26 protein-coding genes are annotated in these 23,119 nt (G+C 74.8%); 8 read left to right on the plus strand and 18 right to left on the minus strand.

The window, feature by feature from the left end:
- Position 1: 1 nt before the first annotated feature.
- The 8 genes from rnc to ACI8AG_RS10270 form a co-directional block, all read right to left on the minus strand.
- Positions 2 to 781, minus strand: a complete 780-nt coding sequence (gene rnc, locus ACI8AG_RS10235) for a ribonuclease III (RefSeq protein ID WP_456596946.1) — start codon at positions 779 to 781, stop codon at positions 2 to 4.
- Positions 782 to 801: 20 nt separating this feature from the next.
- Positions 802 to 981 carry a 50S ribosomal protein L32 gene (gene rpmF, locus ACI8AG_RS10240; RefSeq protein WP_456561099.1) on the minus strand — a complete coding sequence of 60 codons (180 nt, stop codon included), beginning with the start codon at positions 979 to 981 and terminating at the stop codon, positions 802 to 804.
- Between the two features lie 2 nt (positions 982 to 983).
- Positions 984 to 1,619, minus strand: coding sequence for a YceD family protein (locus ACI8AG_RS10245; protein WP_456588820.1), 636 nt, complete (start codon positions 1,617 to 1,619; stop codon positions 984 to 986).
- Positions 1,620 to 1,796: 177 nt separating this feature from the next.
- On the minus strand, positions 1,797 to 2,474 hold the full coding sequence (locus ACI8AG_RS10250) for a hypothetical protein (RefSeq protein WP_456596947.1): 678 nt from the start codon (positions 2,472 to 2,474) through the stop codon (positions 1,797 to 1,799).
- A complete protein-coding gene (gene coaD, locus ACI8AG_RS10255; RefSeq protein ID WP_456596948.1) occupies positions 2,471 to 2,956 on the minus strand; it encodes a pantetheine-phosphate adenylyltransferase in 486 nt (161 codons plus the stop codon). Before coaD ends, ACI8AG_RS10250 begins: the two co-directional genes overlap by 4 nt.
- Positions 2,953 to 3,507, minus strand: a complete 555-nt coding sequence (gene rsmD, locus ACI8AG_RS10260) for a 16S rRNA (guanine(966)-N(2))-methyltransferase RsmD (RefSeq protein ID WP_456596949.1) — start codon at positions 3,505 to 3,507, stop codon at positions 2,953 to 2,955. Before rsmD ends, coaD begins: the two co-directional genes overlap by 4 nt.
- 7 nt (positions 3,508 to 3,514) lie before the next feature.
- Positions 3,515 to 5,707 carry an ATP-dependent DNA helicase RecG gene (recG, locus tag ACI8AG_RS10265; RefSeq protein WP_456596950.1) on the minus strand — a complete coding sequence of 731 codons (2,193 nt, stop codon included), beginning with the start codon at positions 5,705 to 5,707 and terminating at the stop codon, positions 3,515 to 3,517.
- Position 5,708: 1 nt separating this feature from the next.
- On the minus strand, positions 5,709 to 7,316 hold the full coding sequence (locus ACI8AG_RS10270) for a DAK2 domain-containing protein (RefSeq protein WP_456596951.1): 1,608 nt from the start codon (positions 7,314 to 7,316) through the stop codon (positions 5,709 to 5,711).
- A 195-nt stretch (positions 7,317 to 7,511) separates the two neighbouring features.
- On the opposite strand from ACI8AG_RS10270, the gene rpmB reads away from it, so the two are divergent.
- Positions 7,512 to 7,694, plus strand: coding sequence for a 50S ribosomal protein L28 (gene rpmB / locus ACI8AG_RS10275; RefSeq protein WP_454970731.1), 183 nt, complete (start codon positions 7,512 to 7,514; stop codon positions 7,692 to 7,694).
- Between the two features lie 81 nt (positions 7,695 to 7,775).
- Here the strand turns inward: rpmB and ACI8AG_RS10280 are convergent, their stop codons facing one another.
- Genes ACI8AG_RS10280 through ACI8AG_RS10290 form a run of 3 tightly spaced genes read right to left on the minus strand, consistent with a single transcriptional unit; the run spans position 7,776 to position 9,944 of the window.
- Complete coding sequence (locus tag ACI8AG_RS10280) at positions 7,776 to 8,402, minus strand: cytidylate kinase-like family protein (RefSeq protein ID WP_456596952.1); 627 nt, start codon at positions 8,400 to 8,402, stop codon at positions 7,776 to 7,778.
- Positions 8,390 to 8,920 (minus strand): GNAT family N-acetyltransferase, encoded by a 531-nt coding sequence (locus ACI8AG_RS10285; RefSeq protein ID WP_456596953.1) that lies wholly within the window; start codon positions 8,918 to 8,920, stop codon positions 8,390 to 8,392. Before ACI8AG_RS10285 ends, ACI8AG_RS10280 begins: the two co-directional genes overlap by 13 nt.
- Positions 8,904 to 9,944: a thiamine-phosphate kinase gene (locus ACI8AG_RS10290; RefSeq protein WP_456588828.1), complete on the minus strand. Its 1,041-nt coding sequence runs from the start codon at positions 9,942 to 9,944 to the stop codon at positions 8,904 to 8,906. The genes ACI8AG_RS10285 and ACI8AG_RS10290 overlap by 17 nt, the downstream gene beginning before the upstream one ends.
- A gap of 92 nt (positions 9,945 to 10,036) precedes the next feature.
- On the opposite strand from ACI8AG_RS10290, the gene ACI8AG_RS10295 reads away from it, so the two are divergent.
- Both ACI8AG_RS10295 and ACI8AG_RS10300 read left to right on the plus strand, forming a co-directional pair.
- Positions 10,037 to 10,270 carry an Lrp/AsnC ligand binding domain-containing protein gene (locus ACI8AG_RS10295; RefSeq protein WP_456596954.1) on the plus strand — a complete coding sequence of 78 codons (234 nt, stop codon included), beginning with the start codon at positions 10,037 to 10,039 and terminating at the stop codon, positions 10,268 to 10,270.
- A gap of 11 nt (positions 10,271 to 10,281) precedes the next feature.
- Positions 10,282 to 10,842: a DUF3515 domain-containing protein gene (locus ACI8AG_RS10300; RefSeq protein WP_456596955.1), complete on the plus strand. Its 561-nt coding sequence runs from the start codon at positions 10,282 to 10,284 to the stop codon at positions 10,840 to 10,842.
- A 14-nt stretch (positions 10,843 to 10,856) separates the two neighbouring features.
- Here the strand turns inward: ACI8AG_RS10300 and ACI8AG_RS10305 are convergent, their stop codons facing one another.
- Both ACI8AG_RS10305 and ACI8AG_RS10310 read right to left on the minus strand, forming a co-directional pair.
- Positions 10,857 to 11,474, minus strand: coding sequence for a hypothetical protein (locus tag ACI8AG_RS10305; RefSeq protein ID WP_456596956.1), 618 nt, complete (start codon positions 11,472 to 11,474; stop codon positions 10,857 to 10,859).
- A 56-nt stretch (positions 11,475 to 11,530) separates the two neighbouring features.
- The gene (locus ACI8AG_RS10310; RefSeq protein ID WP_456596957.1) at positions 11,531 to 12,667 is read right to left on the minus strand and encodes a D-alanine--D-alanine ligase family protein; all 1,137 of its coding nucleotides are present in this window, start codon (positions 12,665 to 12,667) and stop codon (positions 11,531 to 11,533) included.
- Between the two features lie 98 nt (positions 12,668 to 12,765).
- On the opposite strand from ACI8AG_RS10310, the gene ACI8AG_RS10315 reads away from it, so the two are divergent.
- The gene (locus tag ACI8AG_RS10315; protein ID WP_456596958.1) at positions 12,766 to 13,566 is read left to right on the plus strand and encodes a CDP-alcohol phosphatidyltransferase family protein; all 801 of its coding nucleotides are present in this window, start codon (positions 12,766 to 12,768) and stop codon (positions 13,564 to 13,566) included.
- Here the strand turns inward: ACI8AG_RS10315 and ACI8AG_RS10320 are convergent.
- Genes ACI8AG_RS10320 through ACI8AG_RS10330 form a run of 3 tightly spaced genes read right to left on the minus strand, consistent with a single transcriptional unit; the run spans position 13,537 to position 16,507 of the window.
- The gene (locus ACI8AG_RS10320; protein ID WP_456596959.1) at positions 13,537 to 14,670 is read right to left on the minus strand and encodes a cystathionine gamma-lyase; all 1,134 of its coding nucleotides are present in this window, start codon (positions 14,668 to 14,670) and stop codon (positions 13,537 to 13,539) included. The two genes, ACI8AG_RS10315 and ACI8AG_RS10320, sit on opposite strands and share 30 nt — an antisense overlap.
- Before the next feature lie 14 nt (positions 14,671 to 14,684).
- Complete coding sequence (locus ACI8AG_RS10325) at positions 14,685 to 15,680, minus strand: NAD(P)H-dependent glycerol-3-phosphate dehydrogenase (protein ID WP_456596960.1); 996 nt, start codon at positions 15,678 to 15,680, stop codon at positions 14,685 to 14,687.
- Positions 15,677 to 16,507 carry a lysophospholipid acyltransferase family protein gene (locus ACI8AG_RS10330; RefSeq protein ID WP_456596961.1) on the minus strand — a complete coding sequence of 277 codons (831 nt, stop codon included), beginning with the start codon at positions 16,505 to 16,507 and terminating at the stop codon, positions 15,677 to 15,679. The genes ACI8AG_RS10325 and ACI8AG_RS10330 overlap by 4 nt, the downstream gene beginning before the upstream one ends.
- Positions 16,508 to 16,620: 113 nt before the next feature.
- Here ACI8AG_RS10330 and cofC point away from each other — a divergent pair, with 113 nt between their 5' ends.
- Genes cofC through ACI8AG_RS10345 form a run of 3 tightly spaced genes read left to right on the plus strand, consistent with a single transcriptional unit; the run spans position 16,621 to position 20,300 of the window.
- A complete protein-coding gene (cofC, locus tag ACI8AG_RS10335; RefSeq protein WP_456596962.1) occupies positions 16,621 to 17,268 on the plus strand; it encodes a 2-phospho-L-lactate guanylyltransferase in 648 nt (215 codons plus the stop codon).
- Positions 17,269 to 17,272: 4 nt separating this feature from the next.
- The gene (locus tag ACI8AG_RS10340; protein WP_456596963.1) at positions 17,273 to 19,345 is read left to right on the plus strand and encodes an RNA degradosome polyphosphate kinase; all 2,073 of its coding nucleotides are present in this window, start codon (positions 17,273 to 17,275) and stop codon (positions 19,343 to 19,345) included.
- Positions 19,329 to 20,300 (plus strand): NUDIX hydrolase, encoded by a 972-nt coding sequence (locus ACI8AG_RS10345; protein ID WP_456596964.1) that lies wholly within the window; start codon positions 19,329 to 19,331, stop codon positions 20,298 to 20,300. Before ACI8AG_RS10340 ends, ACI8AG_RS10345 begins: the two co-directional genes overlap by 17 nt.
- Here the strand turns inward: ACI8AG_RS10345 and leuD are convergent.
- Both leuD and leuC read right to left on the minus strand, forming a co-directional pair.
- On the minus strand, positions 20,249 to 20,848 hold the full coding sequence (gene leuD, locus ACI8AG_RS10350; protein WP_456596965.1) for a 3-isopropylmalate dehydratase small subunit: 600 nt from the start codon (positions 20,846 to 20,848) through the stop codon (positions 20,249 to 20,251). The two genes, ACI8AG_RS10345 and leuD, sit on opposite strands and share 52 nt — an antisense overlap.
- A 3-nt stretch (positions 20,849 to 20,851) precedes the next feature.
- Positions 20,852 to 22,258, minus strand: coding sequence for a 3-isopropylmalate dehydratase large subunit (leuC, locus tag ACI8AG_RS10355; protein WP_456596966.1), 1,407 nt, complete (start codon positions 22,256 to 22,258; stop codon positions 20,852 to 20,854).
- 112 nt (positions 22,259 to 22,370) lie between these two features.
- Here leuC and ACI8AG_RS10360 point away from each other — a divergent pair, with 112 nt between their 5' ends.
- The gene (locus ACI8AG_RS10360; protein ID WP_456588841.1) at positions 22,371 to 23,033 is read left to right on the plus strand and encodes an IclR family transcriptional regulator; all 663 of its coding nucleotides are present in this window, start codon (positions 22,371 to 22,373) and stop codon (positions 23,031 to 23,033) included.
- Positions 23,034 to 23,119: the final 86 nt, after the last annotated feature.

Here is a 23,119-nt window from a genome sequence, read left to right on the forward strand (position 1 = left end):
GCTACTCCTCCGAGAGCGAGCGCCAGGCGGCCTCGGCGGCCTCCTGCTCGGCGGCCTTCTTGGTGCGGCCCGCGCCGGTCCCCCGCACGATGCCGGCGAGCAGCACCTCGGCCCGGAACGTCTTGGCGTGGTCGGGACCGTCGTCGTCCACCTTGTAGACGGGCGCCCCGAGCCCCTGCGCCGCCCCGAGCTCCTGCAGGCTGGTCTTCCAGTCGAGGCCGGCGCCGCGGGTGGCCGCCTCGACCAGCAACGGGTCGAACAGCCGGTGCACGACGGCGGAGGCGGTGTCCAGCCCGCAGCCCAGGTGCACCGCGCCGATGAGGGCCTCCATCGCGTCGGCGAGGATCGAGTCCTTCTCGCGGCCGCCGGTGGTCTCCTCACCCCGGCCGAGCAGCAGGTGCGGGCCGAGCCCGCCGTCGCCCAGGCGCCGGGCGACCCGGGCCAGCGACGTCATGTTGACCACCGAGGCACGCAGCTTGGCCAGCTGCCCTTCGGGGAGGTCTGGCTGGCTGCGGTACAGCTCATCGGTGACGACGAGCCCGAGCACCGAGTCGCCCAGGAACTCAAGGCGCTCGTTGGTCGGCAGGCCACCGTTCTCGTAGGCGAACGACCGGTGGGTCAGCGCGAGCGGCAGGAGGCCACCCGGCAGCGCGACGCCGAGCGCGTCGAACAGCCAGGTGGCGGCGCGCTCGGCGTGCTCCGCACCGCCCGGAGGCGCCGCGGGGACGCGACCGTCGACGGCATCCCCGTCAGGATGCCGAGCGGCGGCCGTCGTCCCCATGGCGGTGCGGGTGTGCGAGATCAGACCGACAGGACCTGGCGGCCGTCGTACTGCCCACAGGTCGGGCAGGCCTGGTGCGGGGGCTTGAGCTCGCCGCAGGCGCGATTCGGGCACGGCGACAGGGTCGGCGCGCTGGCCTTCCACTGCGACCGGCGCATGCGGGTGTTGGCACGCGACATCTTCCGCTTCGGAACGGCCACGATCAGTTCTCCTCTGGGGTGGTGGATTCGCCGGGGGTGCCCGGCGAGGAAGCAGTGGTGCCGAACTTCGCCGCGAGGCCCGCCCAGCGGGCGTCGACGACCTCGTGGGCGTGATCGGCGGGGAGATCGTCCAGGCGCTGGCCGCAGTCGACGCACAAGCCGGAGCAGTCCTCGGTGCAGACCGGGGCCAGCGGGAGGCTCAGGACGACGACGTCGCGGGCGAGCGGCTCCAGGTCGAGGAAGTCGCCCTCGATCCGGCGCACCTCGTCCTCCTCGCTCGTCGCCTCCGTGGTGCTGCCCGCGTAGGCGTACAGCTCCTGGACGTCGAGGCGGAGGACGTCCTCGATCGGCTCCAGACAGCGCGCGCAGGAGCCCGCGACCGGGACCGAGAACTCGCCGGTGACCAGCACGCCCTCCATGACCGACTCCAGCCGCAGGTGCAGGTGGACGTCGGCGGCCTCGGGCACGCCGAGCAGCTCGACCCGCCAGTCACCGGGGGCCGGCGCGGTCCGATCCAGCTCCTGCATCGACCCCGCCCGCCGGCCCAGCTCCCGGAGGTCGACCTTCCAGGGGTTGGCGGCGGGACGCCGGTCCTCGTGAGGCACGGCGCCGGAGCGGTTCGGCGAAGCAGCAGGCATGTCGGTACTCGCGGTCGGGAGCGGGAGGGGGTGGGCGGCCGGGCGTGAAGCCGACGGCCGGACCAGGGATCGAGACTACCCGATCCCCGCCACCGACCGGGGCCAGGGACCGGAACGGCCGCCGTCCAGGGACCCGCCCCGAGCGTGCGAGGGGTGGGGAGGACGGTGGTCCTTCACCTACTCCCGGAGGGTGCTGCGGGCCTTGTCCACCGAGCGCAGCATCCGCTCCAGCGTCACCCCGAACTCGGCCAGCCTGCTGTCGACGTACTCGTCGACCTCCGCCCGCATCCGCGCGGCCTCGGCGTGCGACTGCTCGCCGAGCTCGTCGGCGCGGGTGACCGCGGAACGGTAGACCTCGGTCTCGGTGATGAGCCGCTCGTGCTCGGCGTGCGCCTCGGCGATGAGGGCGGCCCGGTGCTGCTGGCCCTCGGCGACCAGCGCCTCGGCCTCCGCCTCGGCCTCCAGCAGGATCTGCTCGGCCTCGGTCTGGGCCTGGGCCAGCAGCTCGTCGCGCTGCCGCCGGGCCGTACCGACGATCTCGTCGCGCTGCCGCTTGGCCTGGGCGAGGAGCTGCTCGCTGTCCGCGCGGGTCCGGCCGGTGAGCCGCTCGGCCTCGGCCTGCGCCTGCTGCAGGATCTCGGTGCGCTGCTCGACGATCGCACCGGCGGCCTGCACGTCCTCGGGGAGCGACTCACGCAGGTCGTCGAGCAGGTCGAGCACGTGGTCGCGCGGCACCATGCAGGAGCTCGACATGGGCACGCTGCGGGCGTTCTCGATGACCGTGGTCAGCTCGTCCACGGTCTCGTAGAGGCGGTAGACGACCTCGGTGGTGTGGCCGCGCCCGGGCCGGGTCACGAGCGCCCCTCCCGGGCCCGCTCGCGCAGCCGGTCGTCGACGGCCTTGGGCACCAGCCGGGAGACGTCGCCGCCGAAGGTCGCGATCTGCTTGACCAGGCTGGAGGAGAGGTGACCGACCTGCGGGGCCGTCGGCACGAACAGCGTCTCGACGGCAGCGAGCTCCCGGTTCATCTGCGCCATCTGCAACTCGTACTCGAAGTCGCTCACCGCGCGCAGACCCTTGACGATGACCGGGATGTCGTGGCTGCGGCAGTAGTCGACCAGCAGGCCCTGGAAGCTGTCCACCCGCACGTTGGGCAGGTCGGCGACGGCCTCCCGGAGCAGCTCCATGCGCTCCTCGACCGAGAACAGCCCCGCCTTGCCGGGGTTGACCAGCACGGCCACGACCAGTTCGTCGTAGAGCCCGGCGGCCCGGTTGATGACGTCGACGTGCCCGTTGGTGACCGGGTCGAAGGAACCTGGGCAGACGGCACGCCTCACGGACGCCGACCGTACCGGAGCACGGCCTCGCCGTAGCGTCGCTCGCGCAGACCTTCCAGGGGTGTCGGCCACTCCCACTCCCGTTCCCGGCTGGACCGCTCGACCACGACCACGCCTCCGGGGGCCAGCCACTCCCCGGCGACCAGGGCGCTGAGCACCTCGCGGACCTCCTCGGCCGGCGTGGCGTAGGGCGGGTCGGCGAGCACGACGTCGAAGGCCTGCGGGGCCGGGCCGGTGACGACGGCGGGGACCGAGCCCGCCACCACCCGCCCGCCGGGCAGGCCGACGGCGGCGAGGTTGGCCCGCAGCACGGGGAGCACCTTCGGGCCCGACTCGACGAACACCACGGCGGCCGCGCCGCGGGAGAGCGCCTCCAGGCCCAGCGCGCCGGAGCCGGCGTACAGGTCCAGCACCGCGGCCCCGTCGAGGTCGACCAGCGTGCCGAGGGAGTTGAACAGGGCGCCGCGGGCCTTGTCCCCGGTCGGGCGGACCCCCGCCGGCGGCACCTGGAGGCGCCGGCCCCCGGCGAGCCCGGCGATCAGCCTCGTCACTCCCGCCTCACGCCTTCTCCAGCCACTCGGCGCGCTCGTCGCTGGCCAGCGCCGCGACCTCGGCGGCGAGACCGGGGTGGTCGGCCAGCCCCCGCTCCGTGGACAGCAGGGCGGTCGCCTCGGCCCGCGCCTCGGCGATGAGCTCCTCGTCCTCCAGGAGCGAGAGCAGCTTGATGCCCGACCGGCGGCCGGACTGGGCGGCGCCGAGGACGTCGCCCTCCCGCCGGGTCTCGAGGTCCAGCCGGGCCAGCTCGAAGCCGTCGGAGGTCGACGCGACCGCCGCCAGCCGCTGCCCGGTCGGCGACGCCGACGGCGCCTCGGTCACCAGCAGGCACAACCCGGCGTGCTGTCCCCGGGCCACCCGGCCGCGCAGCTGGTGCAGCTGGCTGACGCCGAACCGGTCGGCGTCCATCACCACCATGACGGTGGCGTTCGGCACGTCAACGCCGACCTCGACGACGGTGGTGGCCACGAGCACGTCGATCTCCCCCGCGGCGAAGTCGCGCATGACGCCGTCCTTCTCCTCGGGGGTCATCCGCCCGTGCAGGACGGCGAGGCGCAGCCCGGCCAGCGGGCCGGCGCGCAGGGCGTCGGCGACGTCGAGGACGGCCAGCGGGGGCCGGCGGTCGCTGCGGCCGTCCTCGTCGGGCGGTGCGCCGTCGGCGTCCTCGGGCTCCTCGTCCGCGCCGGCGACATCCCCGATACGGGGGCACACCACGTAGGCCTGCCGGCCCGCGGTGACCTCCTCGCGGAGCCGCTCCCACGCCCGGTCGAGCCAGCCGGGCTTCTCCACGACCGGGACGACGGAGCTGGCGACGCCCCCGCGACCGCTGGGCAGCTGCCGGAGGGTGGAGGTCTCCAGGTCCCCGTAGACGGTCATCGCCACGGTCCGCGGGATCGGCGTGGCGGTCATGACGAGCACGTGCGGGGGCCGGCTCCCCTTGGCCCGGAGGGCGTCGCGCTGCTCCACGCCGAAGCGGTGCTGCTCGTCGACGACGACCAGCCCGAGGTCGGCGAACTCGACGCCCTCCTGCAGCAGGGCGTGGGTGCCGACGACGATGCCGGCCCGCCCTTCGGCGACCTCGGCGCGGGCCTCGCGGCGGGCGGCGGCCTTGAGCGAGCCGGTGAGCAGGGTGACGCGGGTGCCGGCGGGGTCGCCGTCGAGCTCACCGGCGCGGCCCAGCGGCCCGAGCAGGGCGCGGATGCCGCGGGCGTGCTGGGCGGCGAGCACCTCCGTCGGTGCGAGCAGCGCGGCCTGGCCGCCGGCGTCGACGACCTGGGCCATGGCCCGGAGGGCGACCACGGTCTTGCCCGACCCGACCTCCCCCTGCAGCAGCCGGTGCATGGGCTGGTCGCGGTCCAGCTCGGCAGCCAGCTCCTCCCCCACCTCCCGCTGCCCCTCGGTCAGCGCGAACGGGAGCGCCGCGTCGACGGCGTCGAGCAGGCCGCCGGGCCGGCGGGGCCGCGCGGTGCCCGGCTCCAGGGCGGCGGCCCGGCGGCGGGCGGCCAGCGTGAGCTGGAGGGTGAGCGCCTCGTCCCACTTCAGCCGGCGCTCGGCGCGCTCGACGTCCCGGCTGGTGGTGGGGCGGTGGATGTCGAGCAGGGCCGCGGGCAGGGACAGCAACCCGTGCCGGGTGCGGATCTCCTCGGGGAGCGGGTCGGTGACCAGGTCGGCGAGGTTGGCCGCGCCGCCGAGCAGCAACTTCACCGACTTCTGGATGACCCAGCTGGAGACGTCCTTGCTCGCCGGGTAGATCGGCACGAGCTCGCGCGCCCAGTCGTCGTCGTCATCGTCGCCGCTGAGCAGGTGCATGTCGGGGTGCGTGAACTGCAGCTTGCCCTGGTAGCTGCCGACCGTGCCGGCGAACATGCCCCAGACGCCGGGCGCCAGGCGGGCGTGCTTGTGGCTGAAGAAGACCAGCTTCATGGTGCTGGCGCCGTCACCGACGGTGACGTCGGTGATCGTGCCGCGGCGCTGCCGCATGGGCCGGGTGCTCACGGTCTTCACCTGGGCGAGCACCGTCACCCGGTCGCCCGGCTGCAGGTCGTCCAGCCGGGCCATCTCCCCGCGCCGCGCGTAGCGGCGGGGGTAGTGCCGCAGCAGGTGGCGGACCGTGTGCAGGCCCAGCTGCTCGGCCATGCCGGTGGCGGTCTTGGGGCCCAGCACCCGCGCCAGCGGGGTCTCCAGGGTCACCGCCACGTCACTCGACCCCGATCTGCAGCGGGATCGAGCTCGGGCCCCCGCCGTAGCGGACCACCTCGACGGTGGGGTGCACCCTCGCGAGGTGGTGGCAGACCGCGTCGCCGAGCGCCTCGTCGGGGCCGACGACCAGGGTGGCCATCTCGCCGCCCGCCGAGAGCAGCCGGTCGAGCAGGTCGCAGGCGACGGCGGCGAGCTCCGCGCCGATCACGACGACGTCCCCCTCGGCGGAGCCGAGCACGTCCCCCGGCCGGCAGCGGCCGGCGGAGGTGAGCGCCTCCTGGTCGGCGACGGTGAGCTCGGCCCAGCGGGTGGCCGCCGCGGCCTCGGCCATGGTGATGACGTCGTCACCGAACCGCTGCTGCGGATCGGCGACCGCCACCGCGGCCAGGCCCTGCACCGGGGAGCGCGTGGGCACCACGCCGACCTCCCGCCCGGCCTCCCGCGCCCGGGTGGCCGCCCGGGCGGCGAGCGCGTGCAGGCCGGCGTCGTTCGGGAGCACCACCACCTCCTGGGCGGCGGCGGCGACGATCTCCTCGTACAGGTCGTCCTCGGTGACCCCACCGGCGTCGCAGACGACGACGCGGACGCCCTCGGCGCGGAAGAGCTCGGCCAGGCCGTCGCTGTGCACCGCCGCGACGGCCGCGCGCAGGCCGGGCACCGGCGCGGCCGGGGGCACCGGCGCCAGCGGGGTGACCGTGATGCGGTGCGGCCGGCCGGCCTCGATGCCCGCCTCGATGGCGGCACCGACGTCGGAGACGTGCACGTGGACGTTCCACTCGCGGCCGGTCGGCGTGTCCACGCCGACGACGACGAGGCTGTCGCCGAGCTCGGCGAGGCGCTCGTGCAGCCGGGCGACCGCCGTCTCGTCGGCGTCGGCGAGGAGGTACTGCACCTCGCTGCCCGGGCCGGGCGGCGGCTGGTGCGGGGCGTGCTCGACGCCGTGCTGGTGGGGCCGGCGCCCGTCGCGGCGGGCCAGCGCCGGGCGGACCGGCTGCACGCCGGTGACGGTGCGCACGAGGGCGTCCAGGACGATCGACAGCCCGGCTCCCCCGGCGTCGACGACCCCGGCCTCGCGCAGCGCGGCGAGCTGGCCGGGGGTGCCCTCCAGGGCGCGCCGGGCACCGTCGGCCGCGGCCACGACGACGTCGGCCAGCGCCGCGCGCCCCTCGTCGACGGCCGCCACGGCCGCCTCCCCGGCGGCCCGGGCGACGGTGAGGAAGGTGCCCTCCTCAGGGTCGGCGACGGCGGTATAGGCGCTCTCGGCGGCCTTGTGCAGCGCGGCGGCGAAGGCCGGAGCGTCGGCCGGTGGCTCGCCGGCGAGCTGGTCGGCCAGCCCGCGCAGCAGCTGGGCGAGGATGGTGCCGGAGTTGCCGCGGGCGGACAGGACCGCGCCACGGGCCACGACCGCCCAGCTGGACTCCCCCGGGGCCGCCGCGTCCAGCGCCGCGCGGGCACCCTCGGCGGTGTGCAGGAGGTTCGTGCCGGTGTCCCCGTCGGGCACGGGGAAGACGTTGAGGTCGTCGAGCCGCCCCCGGGAGTCGGACAGCGCCTCGACCGCGGCCCGGCACCACTGACCGACCGCGGCGTCGTCCAGCGCCGGCAGCACGCGAGGAGGTTACCCACCCGGTCCGACAGCGCCGGGCACCGCGAGGTGCGGCAGCCCCGGTGGCAGGCGGCTCCGGAGGGGGCCGCGACATGGCGCCCGGGAAGCGGTTAGACTGCTGGACGGTCTTGATGCGGGTGCTGCCTTGCCCCGCCGTCTGTGAACGATTCTTTCTGGGAGTGATCCACCGTGGCTGCCGTGTGCGATGTGTGTGGCAAGGGCCCCGGTTTCGGTATGTCGGTGTCGCACTCGCACCGCCGCACGCCGCGCCGTTGGAACCCGAACATCCAGTCCGTGCGGGCGCTGATCGCCCCCGGCAACCGTCGCCGGATCAACGCGTGCACCTCGTGCATCCGCGCCGGCAAGGTCGCCCGCGCCTGACGCCGGGCCCCCGCGGGGGCTCGTGAACCACCACCGAGGAGCCCCGGAGGTCGTCGACCTCCGGGGCTCCTCGCGTGCGCCTCAGCGCCCGATGCCGCGTCCCCGCGCCGCGGTCGCCACCAGATCCACGACGGTGCCAAGCGGGAGCTCGGTGCTGTCCACGACCAGGTGGTAGTGGCCGGCCGCGGCCGGATCGCAGCGGTAGAAGTGCCGCACGTACGCCTCCCGCGCCCGGTCGTTGGCGGCCATCTCGCGCGCCACCTCCTCGCGGGGCCGCCCCGACCGCGCGACCGCCGCGGCCAGCCGCCGGTCCCGCGGCCCGTCGAGCCGGACGTGCAGCGCGTCGGTCCGGTCCCGCAGCACCATCGCCGCGGCGCGGCCGAGCACCACCCCGCCGCCACCCGCCGCGATCTCGGCGAGCACCCGCTCGGTCTGCTCCCGGTAGGCCCGCGCGTCGGGCAGCGGCGCCCCGGGCACGACCCCGCCCACCGGGTCGGGCATCGTCCCCAGCGAGGCGACCAACCGCCAGAGCCCGCGCACGACCGTCTCGTCGTTGGCCTCGGCCTCCTCCACCGGCACCCCTAGCCGTCCGGCCACCTGGGCGGGGATCGCCCGGTCGTGGAACGGCAGGCCCAGCTGCGCGGCCACGGCAGGCCCGACCTCCGCTCCCGCGGCGCCGTAGGGCGCCGAGATGGTCACGATGCCCACGTCGCCTCCTCCCCGCTCCCGGGGAGCGGCAGGTCCTTGCCGAGGAACACGGCCTCCGGCGAGCAGGCGTAGACCCCGTACCCCTGGACGGGGTCGTAGCCCAGCTCCCGGTACAGCGCGACCGCCTCCGGCTGCTGCTGGCCCGTGTTGAGCACCACCGACCGGTGGCCGGCCCGCGCGGCGGTGGCCTCCAGCTCCGCCATGAGCACCTGCGCGAGCCCGCGGCGGCGGAACGCGGGCGCCACGTAGACCCGCTTGATCTCCACACCGCCCGGCGGGTAGACGCGCCACGCTCCGCACCCCGCCGCCGCGCCGCCCACCTCGGCCACGAGGAAGAGCCCGGCCGGCGGCAGGAACTCGGCGGGGTCGACGACGGCCTCGTCCCGGCCGCCGTACCGGCGCACGTACTCCTGCTGGACGGCCTCGACCAGCTCCTGCGCCACGGGGTCGTCGTAGGGCACCGGCCGCAGCCGGGCCACCGATCCGTCCCGCAGCACCCGCTCAGCCGAAGTGGACATGCCCCGCCCGCTCCGCTCCCAGGGCCGCCAGCACGTCCGCGGCGGCCACCCCGTCCACCCGCACCCCCGGCCGTGGCTTGCCCGGGCGCACGACGCCGATCGCCGTCCACCCCGGCGGGAGCGCCACCTTCCGCGGGAACGTGGCCACCAGCGCGTGGTCCTCCCCGCCGGTGAGCACCCACACCAGCGGGTCCACGCCCAGCGCCGACCCCACCTGCTGCAGCGGCCCCACGGGCTCCAGGCACGCCTCCGCGAGGGCGCCGCGGTCCAGGTCCATGACGACGCCGCTCGCCTCGGCCAGGTGCCCGGCGTCGGCCAGCAGCCCGTCGCTCACGTCGCACATCGCGGTGGCCCCGGCGTCGGCCGCCACCGGACCCGACACGTACGGCGGGGTCGGGCGGCGGTGCGCGTGCACGACGGCCAGCGGGCTGGTGAACCCCCGGCGCAGCACCGCGAGGCCGGCCGCCGACCACCCCAGCCGCCCGGCCAGCGCGACCACGTCGCCGGGACGGGCGCCCGAGCGCAGCACCGGCGCCCGTCCCCCGAGGTCGCCCAGCGCGGTCACCGACACGACGATGCCGGCGCTGTCGGGGGCGGACGCCACCGTGTCCCCGCCGACGACGGCGGCCCCCGAGCCCGCGCACTCCTCCGCCAGGCCGGTGGCGAGCCCCTCCAGCCAGCTGGTGGGGGTGTCCGGCGGGCAGGCCAGCCCGACCACCAGCGCCGTCGTCCGGGCGCCCATCGCGGCGACGTCGGCCAGGTTGGCCGCGGCCGCCTTGTGCCCGACGTCCTCCGCCGAGGACCAGTCCCGCCGGAAGTGCCGGCCCTCCACGAGGACGTCGGTGGTCACCACGACGCGCTGGTCGGGCGTCCGCAGCACCGCGGCGTCGTCGCCGGGGCCGACGTCGGCCGCCGGGGCGGTGCCGGACCGGGCCAGCACGCGGGAGATCACGCCGAACTCCCCGACGACCCGCACGGTGTCGGCCGGATCACCGCGCGGGACCAGGGGACGGGGTCGGCTCATCGATGCTCTCCAGTCACTGCGGTAGGTTGCCGACGAGTCCGCCAGCCGGCGGGGACGACGTCTCGGCACTGTTGCCGGAGGAAGGATCTCCCGTGGTCCACGCCTACATCCTCATCCAGACCGAAGTCGGCAAGGCCGCCCAGGTCGCCTCGACGATCAGCGGGATCAGCGGCGTCACGAAGGCCGAGGACGTCACCGGCCCGTACGACGTCATCGTGCGCGCCGAGGCGGACACCGTCGACGAGCTCGGTCGGCTGGTGGTCGCCCGGGTGCAGTCGGTCGACGGGATCACCCGGACGCTGACCTGCCCGGTCGTCAACATCTGAGCGCTCGCCCCGTGGACCCGCTGCGCCGGGCCGCCATCCTGATCACGGCGATCACGCTCCCGGTGGTGATCGCGCTCGTCGTGCTGGTCAACGTGCGCGGCGAGGAGACCGCCTCCGCACCGGAGGGCCCGGCCGAGATCGAGGGCGCCGCCCCCGTCCGCCCCGAGGACCTCCCGGTGCTCGAGGTGGACACGCCGGAGATCACGCCCGAGGCCGAGGAGTACTGCCCCGCGCTGATGGAGAACCTCCCGCTGGAGCTGGCCGGGGAGCCGTCGCGCCGGGTGCGGTCCGAGAGCCCCTTCGTCTACGCCTGGGGCGAACCGGCTGCGGTGCTCACCTGCGGCGTCCAGCGGCCGGAGGGGTGGACCGTCGGCGCGTCGGCCATCCAGATCAACGGTGTCCAGTGGCACGTCGACACCAGCGACCCCGACGCCACGGTCTGGACGGCGGTGGACCGCCCCGTCTACGTCAAGATGCGGCTGCCCGCCGGCGTCGACAGCGCACCGGTCACGGCGCTGACCGTGCCGCTGGCCGAGGCGCTCCCCTACCGGGAGCCGACACCCGGCCCCTGAGCCCGCAGGAGCGCTCACCCGGGCGGCAGCAGGTCCAGCTGCGCCTCCAGCACGGCGCCGACCTCCCGCACCGCATCGGGGACCGATCCGGCCACGGCGGTCACCGACACGCTGAAGACGCCGTGCCAGCACCACGCGAAGGCCGCCGGGTCGACCAACCCCGCCGCCGGCACGGGCGCGTCCACGGTGAGCAGCCGGCAGTTGGCGGGCAGCTCGGGTGGGTCGACGCTGAGGACGCCCCCGTACAGCTCGGCGTCGTTGCGCGCCAGGTTCTCGGCGTAGGCCCGGGCACCGGCCCGCTGCTCGAACTGGTCGACGAACACGCCGGTCATCGGGCCGGACTCCCGGCCCCAGAAGCGCTCCCACCCGTACCGGTAGCCGTAGCTCTCCAGCACCGCGAGCTCGCGCTCCGGGTCGGGCGCGTAACCGGCGACGTCCTCCAGCCGCTTGGGTCCGGCCGGTGGCTCCAGCTCCTCGTCGCGCAGGCGCGGCAGCCCCGAGGGCACCTCCCGGACGATGAGCTCCTCGAGCTCCGCCGGGGAGGACGGCCGGTCCGACGGCGGCGCGGCGGTGGCGACGCCGTCGACCGTGCGCCCGCACCCGCTCAGCAGCGCGGCGGCGACCACGACCACGGGGACGACCCCGGACCGGGTGGCGGCCGCGTTCCGCGGAGCCGGCCGCCCCGCGGTCACCGGCCCGGCCGCGCACCGCCGGCGAGCGCCCCGCTCACCAGGCGGTCCACCAGGTCGGCGAAGTCCACGCCGGTGGCCGCCCACATGCGGGCGAACATCGAGATCGGGGTGAACCCCGGCATCGTGTTGACCTCGTTGATCACCAGGCGGTCCGCGCCGTCGGGGCCGGTGCCGAGGAAGAAGTCGACCCGGGCCAGCCCGCGGCAGTCCAGGGCGAGGTAGGCGCGGCGCGCGGCGGCCTGTACCGCGGCGAGCTGCTCCGGGGTGAGGTCGGCCGGGATGTCGAACTCCGCGGCGTCGTCGAGGTACTTGGCCGCGAAGTCGTACCAGTCGACGCCCGGCCGCAGCCGGATCTCGGCGGGCAGGCTCGCCTCGGGCAGCCCCGATCCGCGGGCGGCGAGGACGCCGCACTCGATCTCCCGACCGGGGACGGCCGCCTCCACGATCACCTTCGGGTCCACCGCGGCGGCCGCCGCGACGGCCGCCGGGAACTGTGCCCAGTCGGTGACCTTGCTGATGCCGATGCTGGACCCGGCACGGGCCGGCTTTACGAAGACCGGCAGGCCGAGGCGCTCCCGCCCGGCCTCGTCGAGCACCGCCGGGTCGGCGCAGACCGCGCCGTGCTCGTCGCGCAGGACGACGTGTTCGCCCTGCGGCAGGCCGGCCGCGGCCAGGAGCTTCTTGGTGAACTCCTTGTCCATGGAGGCGGCGCTGGCGAACACCCCCGAGCCCACGTAGGGCAGCCCGGTCATCTCCAGCAGCCCCTGGACCGTGCCGTCCTCGCCGAAGGCGCCGTGCAGGACCGGGAAGACGACGTCGACCTCGGTGAGCGCCCGGCCGACCGCCGCACCGGGCTCCAGGACTGCCAGCCCGCGCGCCTCCGGGTCACCGACCAGCGAGACCGCCGTGCCGCCGGTGACCTCGGGCAGCGCGCCGTCGGTGAGGGCGAGCTGCTGGCCGGCGTCGGGGATCACCCAGCGCCCGTCCTTGGCGATGCCGACGGGGACGACCTCGTAGCGGTCCGGGTCGAGCGCGGCCATCACGCTGCCGGCGGAGATGCAGGAGATGGCGTGCTCCTCGCTGCGCCCCCCGAAGACGACGGCCACCCGCACCTTGCCCTGCTGTCCGCTCATTGCCGCGACCCTAACCGAGGCCGCGTTCCGGGCCCCGCCGCGTCGTCGGTGCACGGCTCGGCCCGCCGGGTCGAGCGTGGTGTGGCAGCCTCGTCGCCGTGCACGACGACCCAGCCCACCAGACCGCACCCGGGGCGGTGCGCACCAGCGACGGGACCGGGCACTCCCGGCGCCTGCGCCTGGCCGGCGCGGCGGTGCACCTGTACACCGCCAGCGGCTCGGTGCTCGGGCTGCTCATCGTCCTGGCCGCCTTCGACGGCGCCGTGGAGACCGCCCTGTGGCTGATCCTCGCGACGCTGTTCATCGACGGCACGGACGGGATGCTGGCCCGGCGCACCCGGGTCAAGCAGACGATCCCCTGGTTCGACGGCGCCCGGATGGACGACATCGTCGACTACCTGACGTACGTCTTCGCACCCGTCGTGCTGCTCTGGACGACCGACCGGCTGCCCGGCGGCGCCCTCGGCTGGGTCCTGGCCGCGCTACCGCTGCTCGCCTCCTGCTACCAGTTCTGCCGGACCGACGCGAAGACCGAGGACCACTACTTCCTCGGCTTCCCCAGCTACTGGAACGTGGTCGCGTTCTACGCGATCATCCTGGACGTCGGCACCACCGGTGTCGGCATCGCGCTCGCGGTCCTGACGGTGCTGGTCTTCGTGCCGGTCAAGTACGTCTACCCGTCCCGCACCAAGCTGCTCCGGGGGCTGAACCTGGGGCTGGCGACGGTCTGGCTGGTCGCCTCCGCGGTGCTGGTCGTCCAGTACCCCGACCCGCACCCGCTGGTGGTCGCGCTGAGCATGGCCTACCTCGCCTACTACTTCGGCGTCAGCATCTGGCTCACCGTCGCGGGCAACCGCCGCCGGTCGTCGTCAGCCGAGGGCGTCGAGCGCGTGGGATAGGTCGGCGACCAGGTCGGCGGGGTCCTCGATCCCGCAGGACAGCCGCACGAAGCCCGCGGGCACCGCGTCCCCGCCCCACTGCGCGCGCCGGTCGATCGTGCTGTGGACGCCGCCGAAGCTCGTCGCCGCGGCCCACAGCCGGCTCTCCGCCAGCAGCCGGGCGACCGCGGTCTCGTCGGCCAGCTCCGCGGACACCACGCCGTTCGGGCGCAGCATCTGGCGCGCGGCCAGCGCGAACGACGGGTCACCCTCGCGCCACGGCCAGCGCAGGTTCGTGACGGCCGGGTGCCCCGCCAGCAGCTCGGCGACCGCCGCTGCGTTCGCCGCCTGACGGGCCAGCCGGAGGTCCAGGGTGCTCATCGACCGGTGCCCGAGCCAGGCCTCGAACGGCCCCGGCGTGCTGCCGGTGCGGTCGCGGAAGCCCTTCACGGCCGCGTACAGCTCCTCGTCGGTCACGGTCACGTGCCCGAGCAGCACGTCGCTGTGGCCGGTGAGCGCCTTGGTGTCGCTGCCCACGGTGAGGTCGGCCCCCAGCGCCAGGGGACGCTGACCCAACGGGGTGGCGGTGGTGTTGTCGACGGCGACCAGCGCGCCCGCGGCGTGGGCGGCCGCGGCCACGGCGGCGATGTCGCAGACGTCCAGCTGCGGGTTGCTCGGCGTCTCCAGCAGCACCATCCGGGCGCCCGCGAGCCCCCCGTCGGCGGCGACGCGGCCGATCTCCGGCGTGGGCACGTACTGCACCTCGATGCCGAAGCGGGCGAGCTCCTCGGCGGCCAGCAGGCGGGTCGTGTAGTACCCGTCCGACGGCAGCACGACGCGGTCACCGCTGCGGGTGGGGGCCAGCACGGCGGCGGTCAGCGCCGCCATCCCGGTGGCGAAGGACAGGCAGCGCCCGCCGTCGAGCTCCCCGACGGCGGACTCGAAGTGCCGGAGCGTCGGGTGCTCGGTCCGCGCGTAGGCGTCGGCCCCGCCCGCACGCGGGGGCTGGTCACCGAGGTGGAAGGGGGCGGCGAACACCGGCGAGGGCCGCATCGGCTCGCCCGGCACCGCGGGCCCCTCCCCCGCGCGTACCGACCTGGTCCCGTCGCCCCATCCGCTGTCCACGTCCGCAGACTCCATCACTCCGGCTTCGCCTCGCGCGACATGATCTCGCGCACCATCCGGCCGGGCGCCTCGCCCTCGTGGCACACGCGGAGGACCGCCTCGGTGATCGGCACGTCGATGCCGTGCGCCCGCGCGAGGTCGAACACCGACCGGCAGCTCTTCACGCCCTCCGCCGTCTGCCGGGTGCTCTGCTGGACCTCCTCCACGGTCATGCCGCGGCCGAGCTTCTCGCCGAAGGTGCGGTTGCGCGACAGCGGCGAGCTGCAGGTGGCCACCAGGTCCCCCAGCCCCGCCAGCCCCGCGAAGGTGGTCAGCTCGGCGCCCAGCGCGATGCCCAGCCGGGCGGTCTCGGCCAGCCCGCGGGTGATGAGCGAGGCGCGGGTGTTGTCCCCGAAGCCGAGCCCCTCGGCGATACCGCAGGCCAGGGCGATGACGTTCTTCACCGCTCCGCCCAGCTCGCAGCCGACGACGTCGGGGTTGGTGTACGGGCGGAAGTACCGGGTGTGGCACGCCGCCTGGAGCACCGCGGCGCGGTCGGGGTCCGAGCACGCGATCACCGTGGCGGCCGGCTGCTCCTCGGCGATCTCCCGGGCCAGGTTCGGGCCCGACAACGCCGCGACGTGCGCAGCCGGGGAGCCGGTGATCTCGCAGATCACCTCGCTCATCCGCATGGTCGTGCCCAGCTCGATGCCCTTCATGAGCGAGAGCAGCGTGGCGTCCGGCGGCAGCAGCTCCCGCCAGGCCGTGAGGTTGCCGCGCAGCGACTGCGAGGGGACCGCGAGCACGACGACGTCGGCGTCGTCCAGTGCCTCGGCCGGGTCGACGGTCGCCCGCAGCCGGTCGGGCAGGCGCACACCCGGCAGGTAGTCGGGGTTCTCCCGCGTGTCGGTGATGGCATCGACGAGCTCCGGCCGCCGCGCGTGGAGCCGGACGTCGCAGCCGGCGTCGGCGAGCACCTTGGCGAACGTCGTGCCCCAGGAACCGGCGCCCAGGACCGCCGCCCGGGTCACGCGGCGCTCCCGGGCAGGTCGCCGTGCCGCTCCCGGCGGGGAGCGGGGTGGACCGCGCGCGGCGCGGGCTCCCCGCGCAGCTCGGCCAGCTGGTCGCGGACCCGGGACATCATCTGCTCCGTCGTCTCCCGCAGCAACGCGGGCTCCAGGGGGCGGCCGGCGCGCACCTCGGCCCGCGCCGCGGAGAGGTCGATCGGCTCGCCCACGAGGTAGTGGGTGGGCGTGCGGAGCCGCAGGTGCAGCTTCTTGGTGTGGTAGTCGTGCACCCGCTGCGGCCCCCACTGGGCGACCGGGACGACCACGGCGTCGGTGGTGAGCGCCAGATGGGCCGCCCCCGTGCGCGCCTGCATGGGCCACCAGTCGGGGTCCCGGGTCACCGAGCCCTCCGGGTACACCACCACGATGTTGCCCGCCCGCAGATCGGCCTCCGCCGCCGCGAGCGCGCCGCGGGCGGCGCTGGAGAACCGGGCGACGGGGATCTGCCCGGCCGCCCGCAGGATCGTGCCGGCCAGCCCCCTGAAAACCGCCTCCTTGGCCAGGAAGTGCGGGATCCGACCGCGGTCGAACACCAGGCGGGCGCAGGCCAGCGGGTCCAGCACCGACACGTGGTTGACCACCAGGAGCACCGGCCCGGTGACCGGGATGCGCTCGGCGTGGTGGTAGCGCAGCCGGAAGATGAGGGCGGACACCGGGTAGATCACCACGATGCACAGCCACAGCGGGAAGGAGATGCGCCCCCGGGTGCGCCACTTGGCAGCGCGGCGGGCACCGGGTGCGCGCACCGGTCCGCCCGCGCTCGTCCCGCGCGGGGACGTCTCGTCCGACACCGGCTCCCCTCCCTGTCCTGTGAGCCAGCCCATGATCGACCCGTGCGGCCGCCGGGGGAGCACCGGGTCCCGGCCGACGGGGTCCCGGGGCACCGTGTGCTGACATTGTCGTCGTGTCCAGGTGGTCGGTCGTGGTCCCGGCGAAGCGCCTCGCCGCCGCCAAGACCCGGCTGCGGCCGCTCACCGGCGTCCCCGGCGGCGACCACGGCGCCCTGGTCCTCGCCCTGCTGGCCGACACCGTGGCCGCGGCGCTGGCCTGCGAGCGGGTCGGGTCGGTGGTGGTCGTCACCGACGAGCCGGTGGCCGCCGACCTGGTGCGCGGGCTGGGCGCCCGCGCGGTGCCCGACGAACCGGACGGCGGCCTGAACCCCGCGCTCGAGCACGGCGCCGGGAGCGCTCCCGGGGACGCCGTCGCCGCGCTCTCCTCCGACCTGCCCGCCCTCCGCCCGGTGGAGCTGGCGGCGGCGCTGGCGGAGGCGGAGGCGGCGCCCCGCTGCTTCGTGGCCGATGCCCAGGGAACGGGCACCACCCTGCTGACCGCCGTCGGCACGCCGTTGCGCCCGCGGTTCGGCCGCGGCTCCGCCGCAGCCCACCAGGCCGGCGGCGCGGTTCGGCTCACCGGCGCCTGGCCCGGCCTGCGCCGCGACGTCGACGTCCCCGCGGACCTCCGGGCAGCGCTGGCGCTGGGGGCCGGACCACGCACGTCCGCGCTGGTGCGGGGCTCGTCCTCGCTCGCGATCGGGGTCCGTACGGCACGATGAGGGAGTGGCAACAGAGAGCGCTCCCCGGACCGATGCCCTCCCCGTCGACCGCTACCTGAACCGAGAACTGTCCTGGCTGGACTTCAACGCCCGCGTGCTGGAGCTCGCCGAGGACGACTCGCTCCCGCTGCTGGAGCGGGTCAAGTTCCTCGCCATCTTCGCCAGCAACCTCGACGAGTTCTACATGGTGCGCATCGCCGGTCTGAAGCGCCGGCAGAGCACCGGTCTCACCGTCCGCTCGCCCGACGGGCTGACCATCCGCGAGCAGCTGGAGCGGGTGACCGCCCGCACGCAGGAGCTGGTGCAGCGGCACTCCGACGTCTTCAACAAGGACGTGCTGCCCCGCCTCGAGGAGGCCGGCATCCGGATCGTCCACTGGGACGACCTGGACGAGGACGCGATGCGCCGGCTCCGGGACTACTTCCGCGACCAGGTGTTCCCGGTGCTGACCCCGCTGGCCGTCGACCCCGCGCACCCGTTCCCGTACATCAGCGGCCTGTCGCTGAACCTCGCGGTGTCGGTGCACGACCCGGACACCAACGCCCCCCGCTTCGCGCGGCTCAAGGTGCCCAACAACGTGCCGCGCTTCGTGTCGGTCACCTCGCGGGACGACACCGTCATCTTCCTGCCCCTCGAGGACCTGATCGCCGCCCACCTCCCCCAGCTCTTCCCGGGGCTCGACGTGCTCGACCACCACTTCTTCCGTGTCACCCGCAACGCCGACGTGGAGGTCGAGGAGGACCGCGACGAGGACCTGCTGCAGGCGCTGGAGCGGGAGCTCGCCCGGCGCCGGTTCGGGCCCGCGGTCCGCCTCGAGGTCGCCGAGCCGATGGACCCGCGGATCCTCGACGTGCTCGTCTCCGAGCTCGAGGTCTCCCCCACGGACGTCGTCCACGTGCCCGGGCTGCTCGATCTCGCCTCGCTCATGGCGCTCTACGACCTCGACCGGCCCGAGCTCAAGGACGAGCCGTTCGTGCCCGCCACGCACCCGCGCCTCTCCGAGGGCGAGACCCCCAAGAGCGTCTTCGCCACGCTCCGCGAGGGCGACGTGCTGGTCCACCACCCGTACCACTCGTTCGCCACGAGCGTGCAGCGGTTCATCGAGCAGGCCGCCGCCGATCCCAACGTGCTGGCGATCAAGCAGACGCTGTACCGCACCTCCGGGGACTCCCCGATCGTCAACGCGCTGATCGAGGCCGCCGAGGCCGGCAAGCAGGTCGTGGTGCTCGTGGAGATCAAGGCCCGGTTCGACGAGGAGGCCAACATCAGCTGGGCCCGCTCGCTGGAGCGGGCCGGGTGCCACGTCGTCTACGGGCTGGTGGGGCTCAAGACGCACTGCAAGACGGCGCTGGTGGTCCGCCGCGAGCACGGCGTCATCCGGCGGTACTGCCACATCGGCACGGGGAACTACAACCCGAAGACCGCCCGGATCTACGAGGACCTGGGCATCCTCACGGCCGACCCCCGGGTGGGTGCCGACCTGACCGACCTGTTCAACGTGCTCACCGGCTACTCGCGGCAGACGAACTACCGCACGCTCATGGTGGCGCCGCACAGCATCCGCAACGGGCTCATCGAGAAGATCCGCCGCGAGGCGCGGAACGCGCGCGAGGGACGCCCCTCGGGCATCCGCATCAAGGCGAACTCCATCGTCGACGAGCGCCTCATCGACGCCCTCTACGAGGCCTCGCAGGCCGGTGTGCCGGTGGAGCTGTTCGTCCGCGGGATCTGCGCGCTGCGACCGGGCGTGGCCGGGATGTCGGAGACGATCCGGGTGCGCTCGATCGTCGGCCGGTTCCTCGAGCACTCCCGGGTGATCTCCTTCCTCAACGGCGGGGACCCGGAGTGGTGGATCGGCAGCGCAGACCTCATGCACCGCAACCTCGACCGCAGGGTCGAGGTGCTGCTGCGGGTCTGCGACGAGGCGGCCCGCAGGCAGCTGGAGGAGACCCTGCGCCCGGCCATGGAGCCGGGGGTGCGGTGCTGGGAGCTGCGCAGCGACGGGCAGTGGGACCGGCTGGACGGGCGGGACTACCAGGCAGAGCTGATGCACCGGATCCATGAGCTCGCCGGCTGAGCGGCGACCGATCGCGGCCGCCGGCGGCGTCGTGTGGCGCCCGGCCGGGGACGACGGCATCGAGATCGCCGTGGTCCACCGGCCCCGCTACGACGACTGGTCGCTGCCGAAGGGAAAGCTCGACGCCGGTGAGCACGCCCTGGCCGCCGCGTGCCGCGAGGTGGTCGAGGAGACCGGGCTGCGCATCGTCGCCGGACGCCGGGGCCCGACGACCCAGTACGCGGTCGACGGCGTGCCCAAGCACGTCGACTACTGGCTGATGCGGTGCGTGGGGGGCTCCTTCGGCGCCAACGACGAGGTGGACGAGCTGCGCTGGCTCGCCCCCGACGACGCCGCCGCGCTCGTCACCCATGAGCACGACCGGCTGGTGATCGCCGACGCCGCCCGCACCGACGTGCCGCGCGAGGTGGGCCTGCTGCTGGTGCGGCACGGCCGCGCCGGCAGCAAGCAGGAGTTCGGCGGCCCGGACGAGCTGCGGCCGCTGGATGACAAGGGCCGGCGGCAGGCCGAGCAGCTGGCCGACGCCCTGACGTGGTTCGCCCCGGACGAGGTGTTCAGCACTCCGAAGGTGCGCTGCACGCAGACGGTGGAGCCGCTGGCCGAGCGGCTGGCCGTGGACGTGCGGCCGTCACCCCGGATGAGCGAGGAGTCCTTCGCCGACGACCCGCAGGCGGGGATGGCGCTCGTGGCGGAGCTGCTGGAGCGCCCCGGGGCGACGGTGCTGTGCAGCCAGGGCGGGGTGATCCCCTCGGTGCTGCAGACGCTCGGGGTGCACGGCCACGGCGTCCGCGGCCTGCTCCCGCCGGCCGCCAAGGGCAGCGTCTGGGCCCTCGGCGGCCGGCCGGGCGCGCTGGTCGCGGACTACTACCGCGACTTCGAGCCCGACCCGGACGCGCCGCTGCCTCAGCGCGCGGGCAGCGCCGCCGGGAGCCAGGCCGGGCGCGCCGCCTCGTAGGCCTCGATGTCGTCGAGGTGCCGCTCAGTGAGGCCGACGTCGTCGAGCCCCTCCAGCAGCCGCCACCGGGTGTAGTCGTCGATCTCGAAGGGCACCGCCACGTCGCCGTAGGTCACCTGCTTCGCGCGCAGGTCGACCGTCACCGGTGTCGCCGGGTCGGCCTCGATCGCGGTCCACAGCGCCTCGACCTCGGCCTGCGGCAGCACGACGGTGAGCAGCCCCGACTTGGTCGAGTTGTTGCGGAAGATGTCGGCGAACCGGGAGCTGATGACGACGCGGAACCCACCGTCGAGCAGCGCCCAGTTGGCGTGCTCGCGGGAGGAGCCGGTGCCGAAGTCGGGGCCGGCCACCAGGATCGAGGCGTCGGCGTACTCGGGCTTGTTGAGCACGAAGTCCGGCTCGTTGGTCCGCCAGGCGATGAACAGCCCGTCCTCGAAGCCGGTGCGGGTGATCCGCTTGAGGTACTCGGCCGGGATGATCTGGTCGGTGTCGACGGCGCTGCGGCGCAGCGGCGCGGCGGTGCCGGTGTGCGTGGTGAAGGCGTCCATGGCTCAGGCTCCGATCAGGTCGGCGGGGGCGGTGAGGCGGCCGGTGAGCGCCGTGGCGGCAGCGACCGACGGCGAGACCAGGTGGGTGCGCCCGCCCTTGCCCTGGCGGCCCTGGAAGTTGCGGTTGCTGGTCGAGGCCGACCGCTCGCCGGGCTTGAGCTGGTCGGGGTTCATGCCCAGGCACATCGAGCAGCCCGCCCCCCGCCACTCGGCGCCGGCCTCGACGAAGACCTTGTCCAGGCCCTCGGCCTCGGCCTGCAGCTTCACGCCGACCGAGCCGGGGACGACGAGCATGCGGGTCTCCGGATCGATCTTCTTGCCCTGCAGGAAGGCCGCGGCGGTGCGCAGGTCCTCGATCCGGCCGTTGGTGCAGGACCCGAGGAACACGGTGTCGACCTTGATCTCGCGCAGCGGGGTGCCGGGGGTCAGCCCCATGTAGGCCAGCGCCTGCTCGGCGGCCCGCCGTTCGCCGTCGTCGTCGAACTGGGCCGGGTCGGGCACCACGCCGTCGATCGGCAGACCCTGGCCGGGGTTGGTGCCCCAGGTGACGAACGGCGTGAGCGTCGAGGCGTCCAGCGTCACCTCGCGGTCGAACACCGCCCCGTCGTCGGTGCGCAGCGTGCGCCAGTGCTCGACGGCGGCGTCCCAGTGGTCGCCCTGCGGGGCGTGCGGGCGGCCGCGCAGGAAGTCGAAGGTGGTCTGGTCGGGCGCGATGAGCCCCGCCTTCGCGCCGGCCTCGATCGACATGTTGCAGATGGTCATCCGGGCCTCCATCGAGAGCGCCTCGATGGCGCCGCCGCGGTACTCGATGACGTGTCCCGCCGCACCGTTGGTGCCGATCTGGGCGATGACGGCCAGGATGATGTCCTTCGCCGACACCCCCGGAGCGAGCTCGCCGTCGACGGTGACCGACATCTGCTTTGGCCGGTACTGCGGCAGGGTCTGCGTGGCCAGCACGTGCTCGACCTCGCTGGTGCCGATGCCGAAGGCCAGGGCGCCGAACGCTCCGTGCGTGGAGGTGTGGCTGTCGCCGCAGACGATGGTCATGCCGGGCTGGGTGAGCCCCAGCTGCGGGCCGATGACGTGCACGATGCCCTGGTCGCGGTCACCCATCGGGGCCAGCCGGATACCGAACTCGGCGGCGTTCCGGCGCAGCGCGTCGACCTGCGCACGGCTGATCGGGTCGGCGATCGGCTTGAGGATGTCCAGGGTCGGGACGTTGTGGTCCTCCGTGGCCATCGTCAGGTCGGGGCGACGCACGGTGCGCCCGGCGGCGCGCAGGCCGTCGAAGGCCTGCGGGCTGGTGACCTCGTGCACCAGGTGCAGGTCGATGTAGAGCAGGTCGGGCTCCCCCGACGTGCTGCGCACGACGTGGGCGTCGTAGACCTTCTCGGCCAGGGTCTTCGGCACGGGCGCGTCCCCTTCGGGTGACTGGTCGATCCCGAGTTGACTGTCTCACTGCTCGGGATGCGAGTATTGCTGTGTGGGACAGCCTAACCCGGTCGCGGTTCTGGACAAAGCGGTGTCGATCCTGCATGCCGTCGCACAGGAACCGGCCACCCTCGCCGAGCTCGTCACGCGCACCGGCCTGCCCCGGGCCACCGCCCACCGGCTCGCCGTCGCCCTGGAGGGGCACCGCCTCGTCCGGCGCACCGACAGCGGCAGCTGGGCACCGGGTCCGGCGCTGGCGGAGCTCGGGCGGACGACCGCCGACATCGGCGAGATCGCCTCGCGCCACCTGGTCACGCTGCGGGACGCCACCGGCGAGAGCGCCCAGTTCTACGTCCGCGACGGCGCGACGCGCGTGTGCGTCGCCGCCGCCGAGCGGACCAGCGGCCTGCGCGACACCGTCCCGGTCGGCGCCCGGCTGCCCATGACCGCGGGCTCGGCGGCGCACGCCCTGCTGGCGTTCATGCCCGCCGACGAGGTGACCCGCCTGCTGCCGTCGGCCAGCTTCACCGCCCGCACCCTGCTCGACGTGCGCCGCCGCGGCTGGGCGCACAGCGTGGCCGAGCGGGAGGCCGGCGTGGCGTCGCTGTCGGCCCCCGTCCGGGACGGCAACGGGTCCGTGCTGGGTGCCGTCTCGATCTCGGGGCCGGTGGAGCGCCTGGGCCGGCGCCCCAGCCCGGAGGTCATCGGCGCCGTGCTGGACGCCTCGGCGGCCATCGCCCGCGCCGCGCGCTGAGCTCGCCGGGAACCGCCGCCCGATCAGCGCCGACGGCCGGGCGCTCGACACCGTGGCCTATTAGTACGTAGGTACGTATATTCGTC

This window comes from Blastococcus sp. SYSU DS0552, from assembly GCF_054050815.1.

What these genes read in the sequence shown, in the direction of transcription:
- rnc (WP_456596946.1), bottom strand. Translation starts at nt 781, where the DNA reads ATGGGGACGACGGCCGCCGCTCGGCATCCTGACGGGGATGCCGTCGAC.
- ACI8AG_RS10245 (WP_456588820.1), bottom strand. Translation starts at nt 1,619, where the DNA reads ATGCCTGCTGCTTCGCCGAACCGCTCCGGCGCCGTGCCTCACGAGGAC.
- ACI8AG_RS10285 (WP_456596953.1), bottom strand. Translation starts at nt 8,920, where the DNA reads ATGTCCACTTCGGCTGAGCGGGTGCTGCGGGACGGATCGGTGGCCCGG.
- ACI8AG_RS10290 (WP_456588828.1), bottom strand. Translation starts at nt 9,944, where the DNA reads ATGAGCCGACCCCGTCCCCTGGTCCCGCGCGGTGATCCGGCCGACACC.
- ACI8AG_RS10310 (WP_456596957.1), bottom strand. Translation starts at nt 12,667, where the DNA reads ATGAGCGGACAGCAGGGCAAGGTGCGGGTGGCCGTCGTCTTCGGGGGG.
- ACI8AG_RS10345 (WP_456596964.1), top strand. Translation starts at nt 19,329, where the DNA reads ATGAGCTCGCCGGCTGAGCGGCGACCGATCGCGGCCGCCGGCGGCGTC.
- leuD (WP_456596965.1), bottom strand. Translation starts at nt 20,848, where the DNA reads ATGGACGCCTTCACCACGCACACCGGCACCGCCGCGCCGCTGCGCCGC.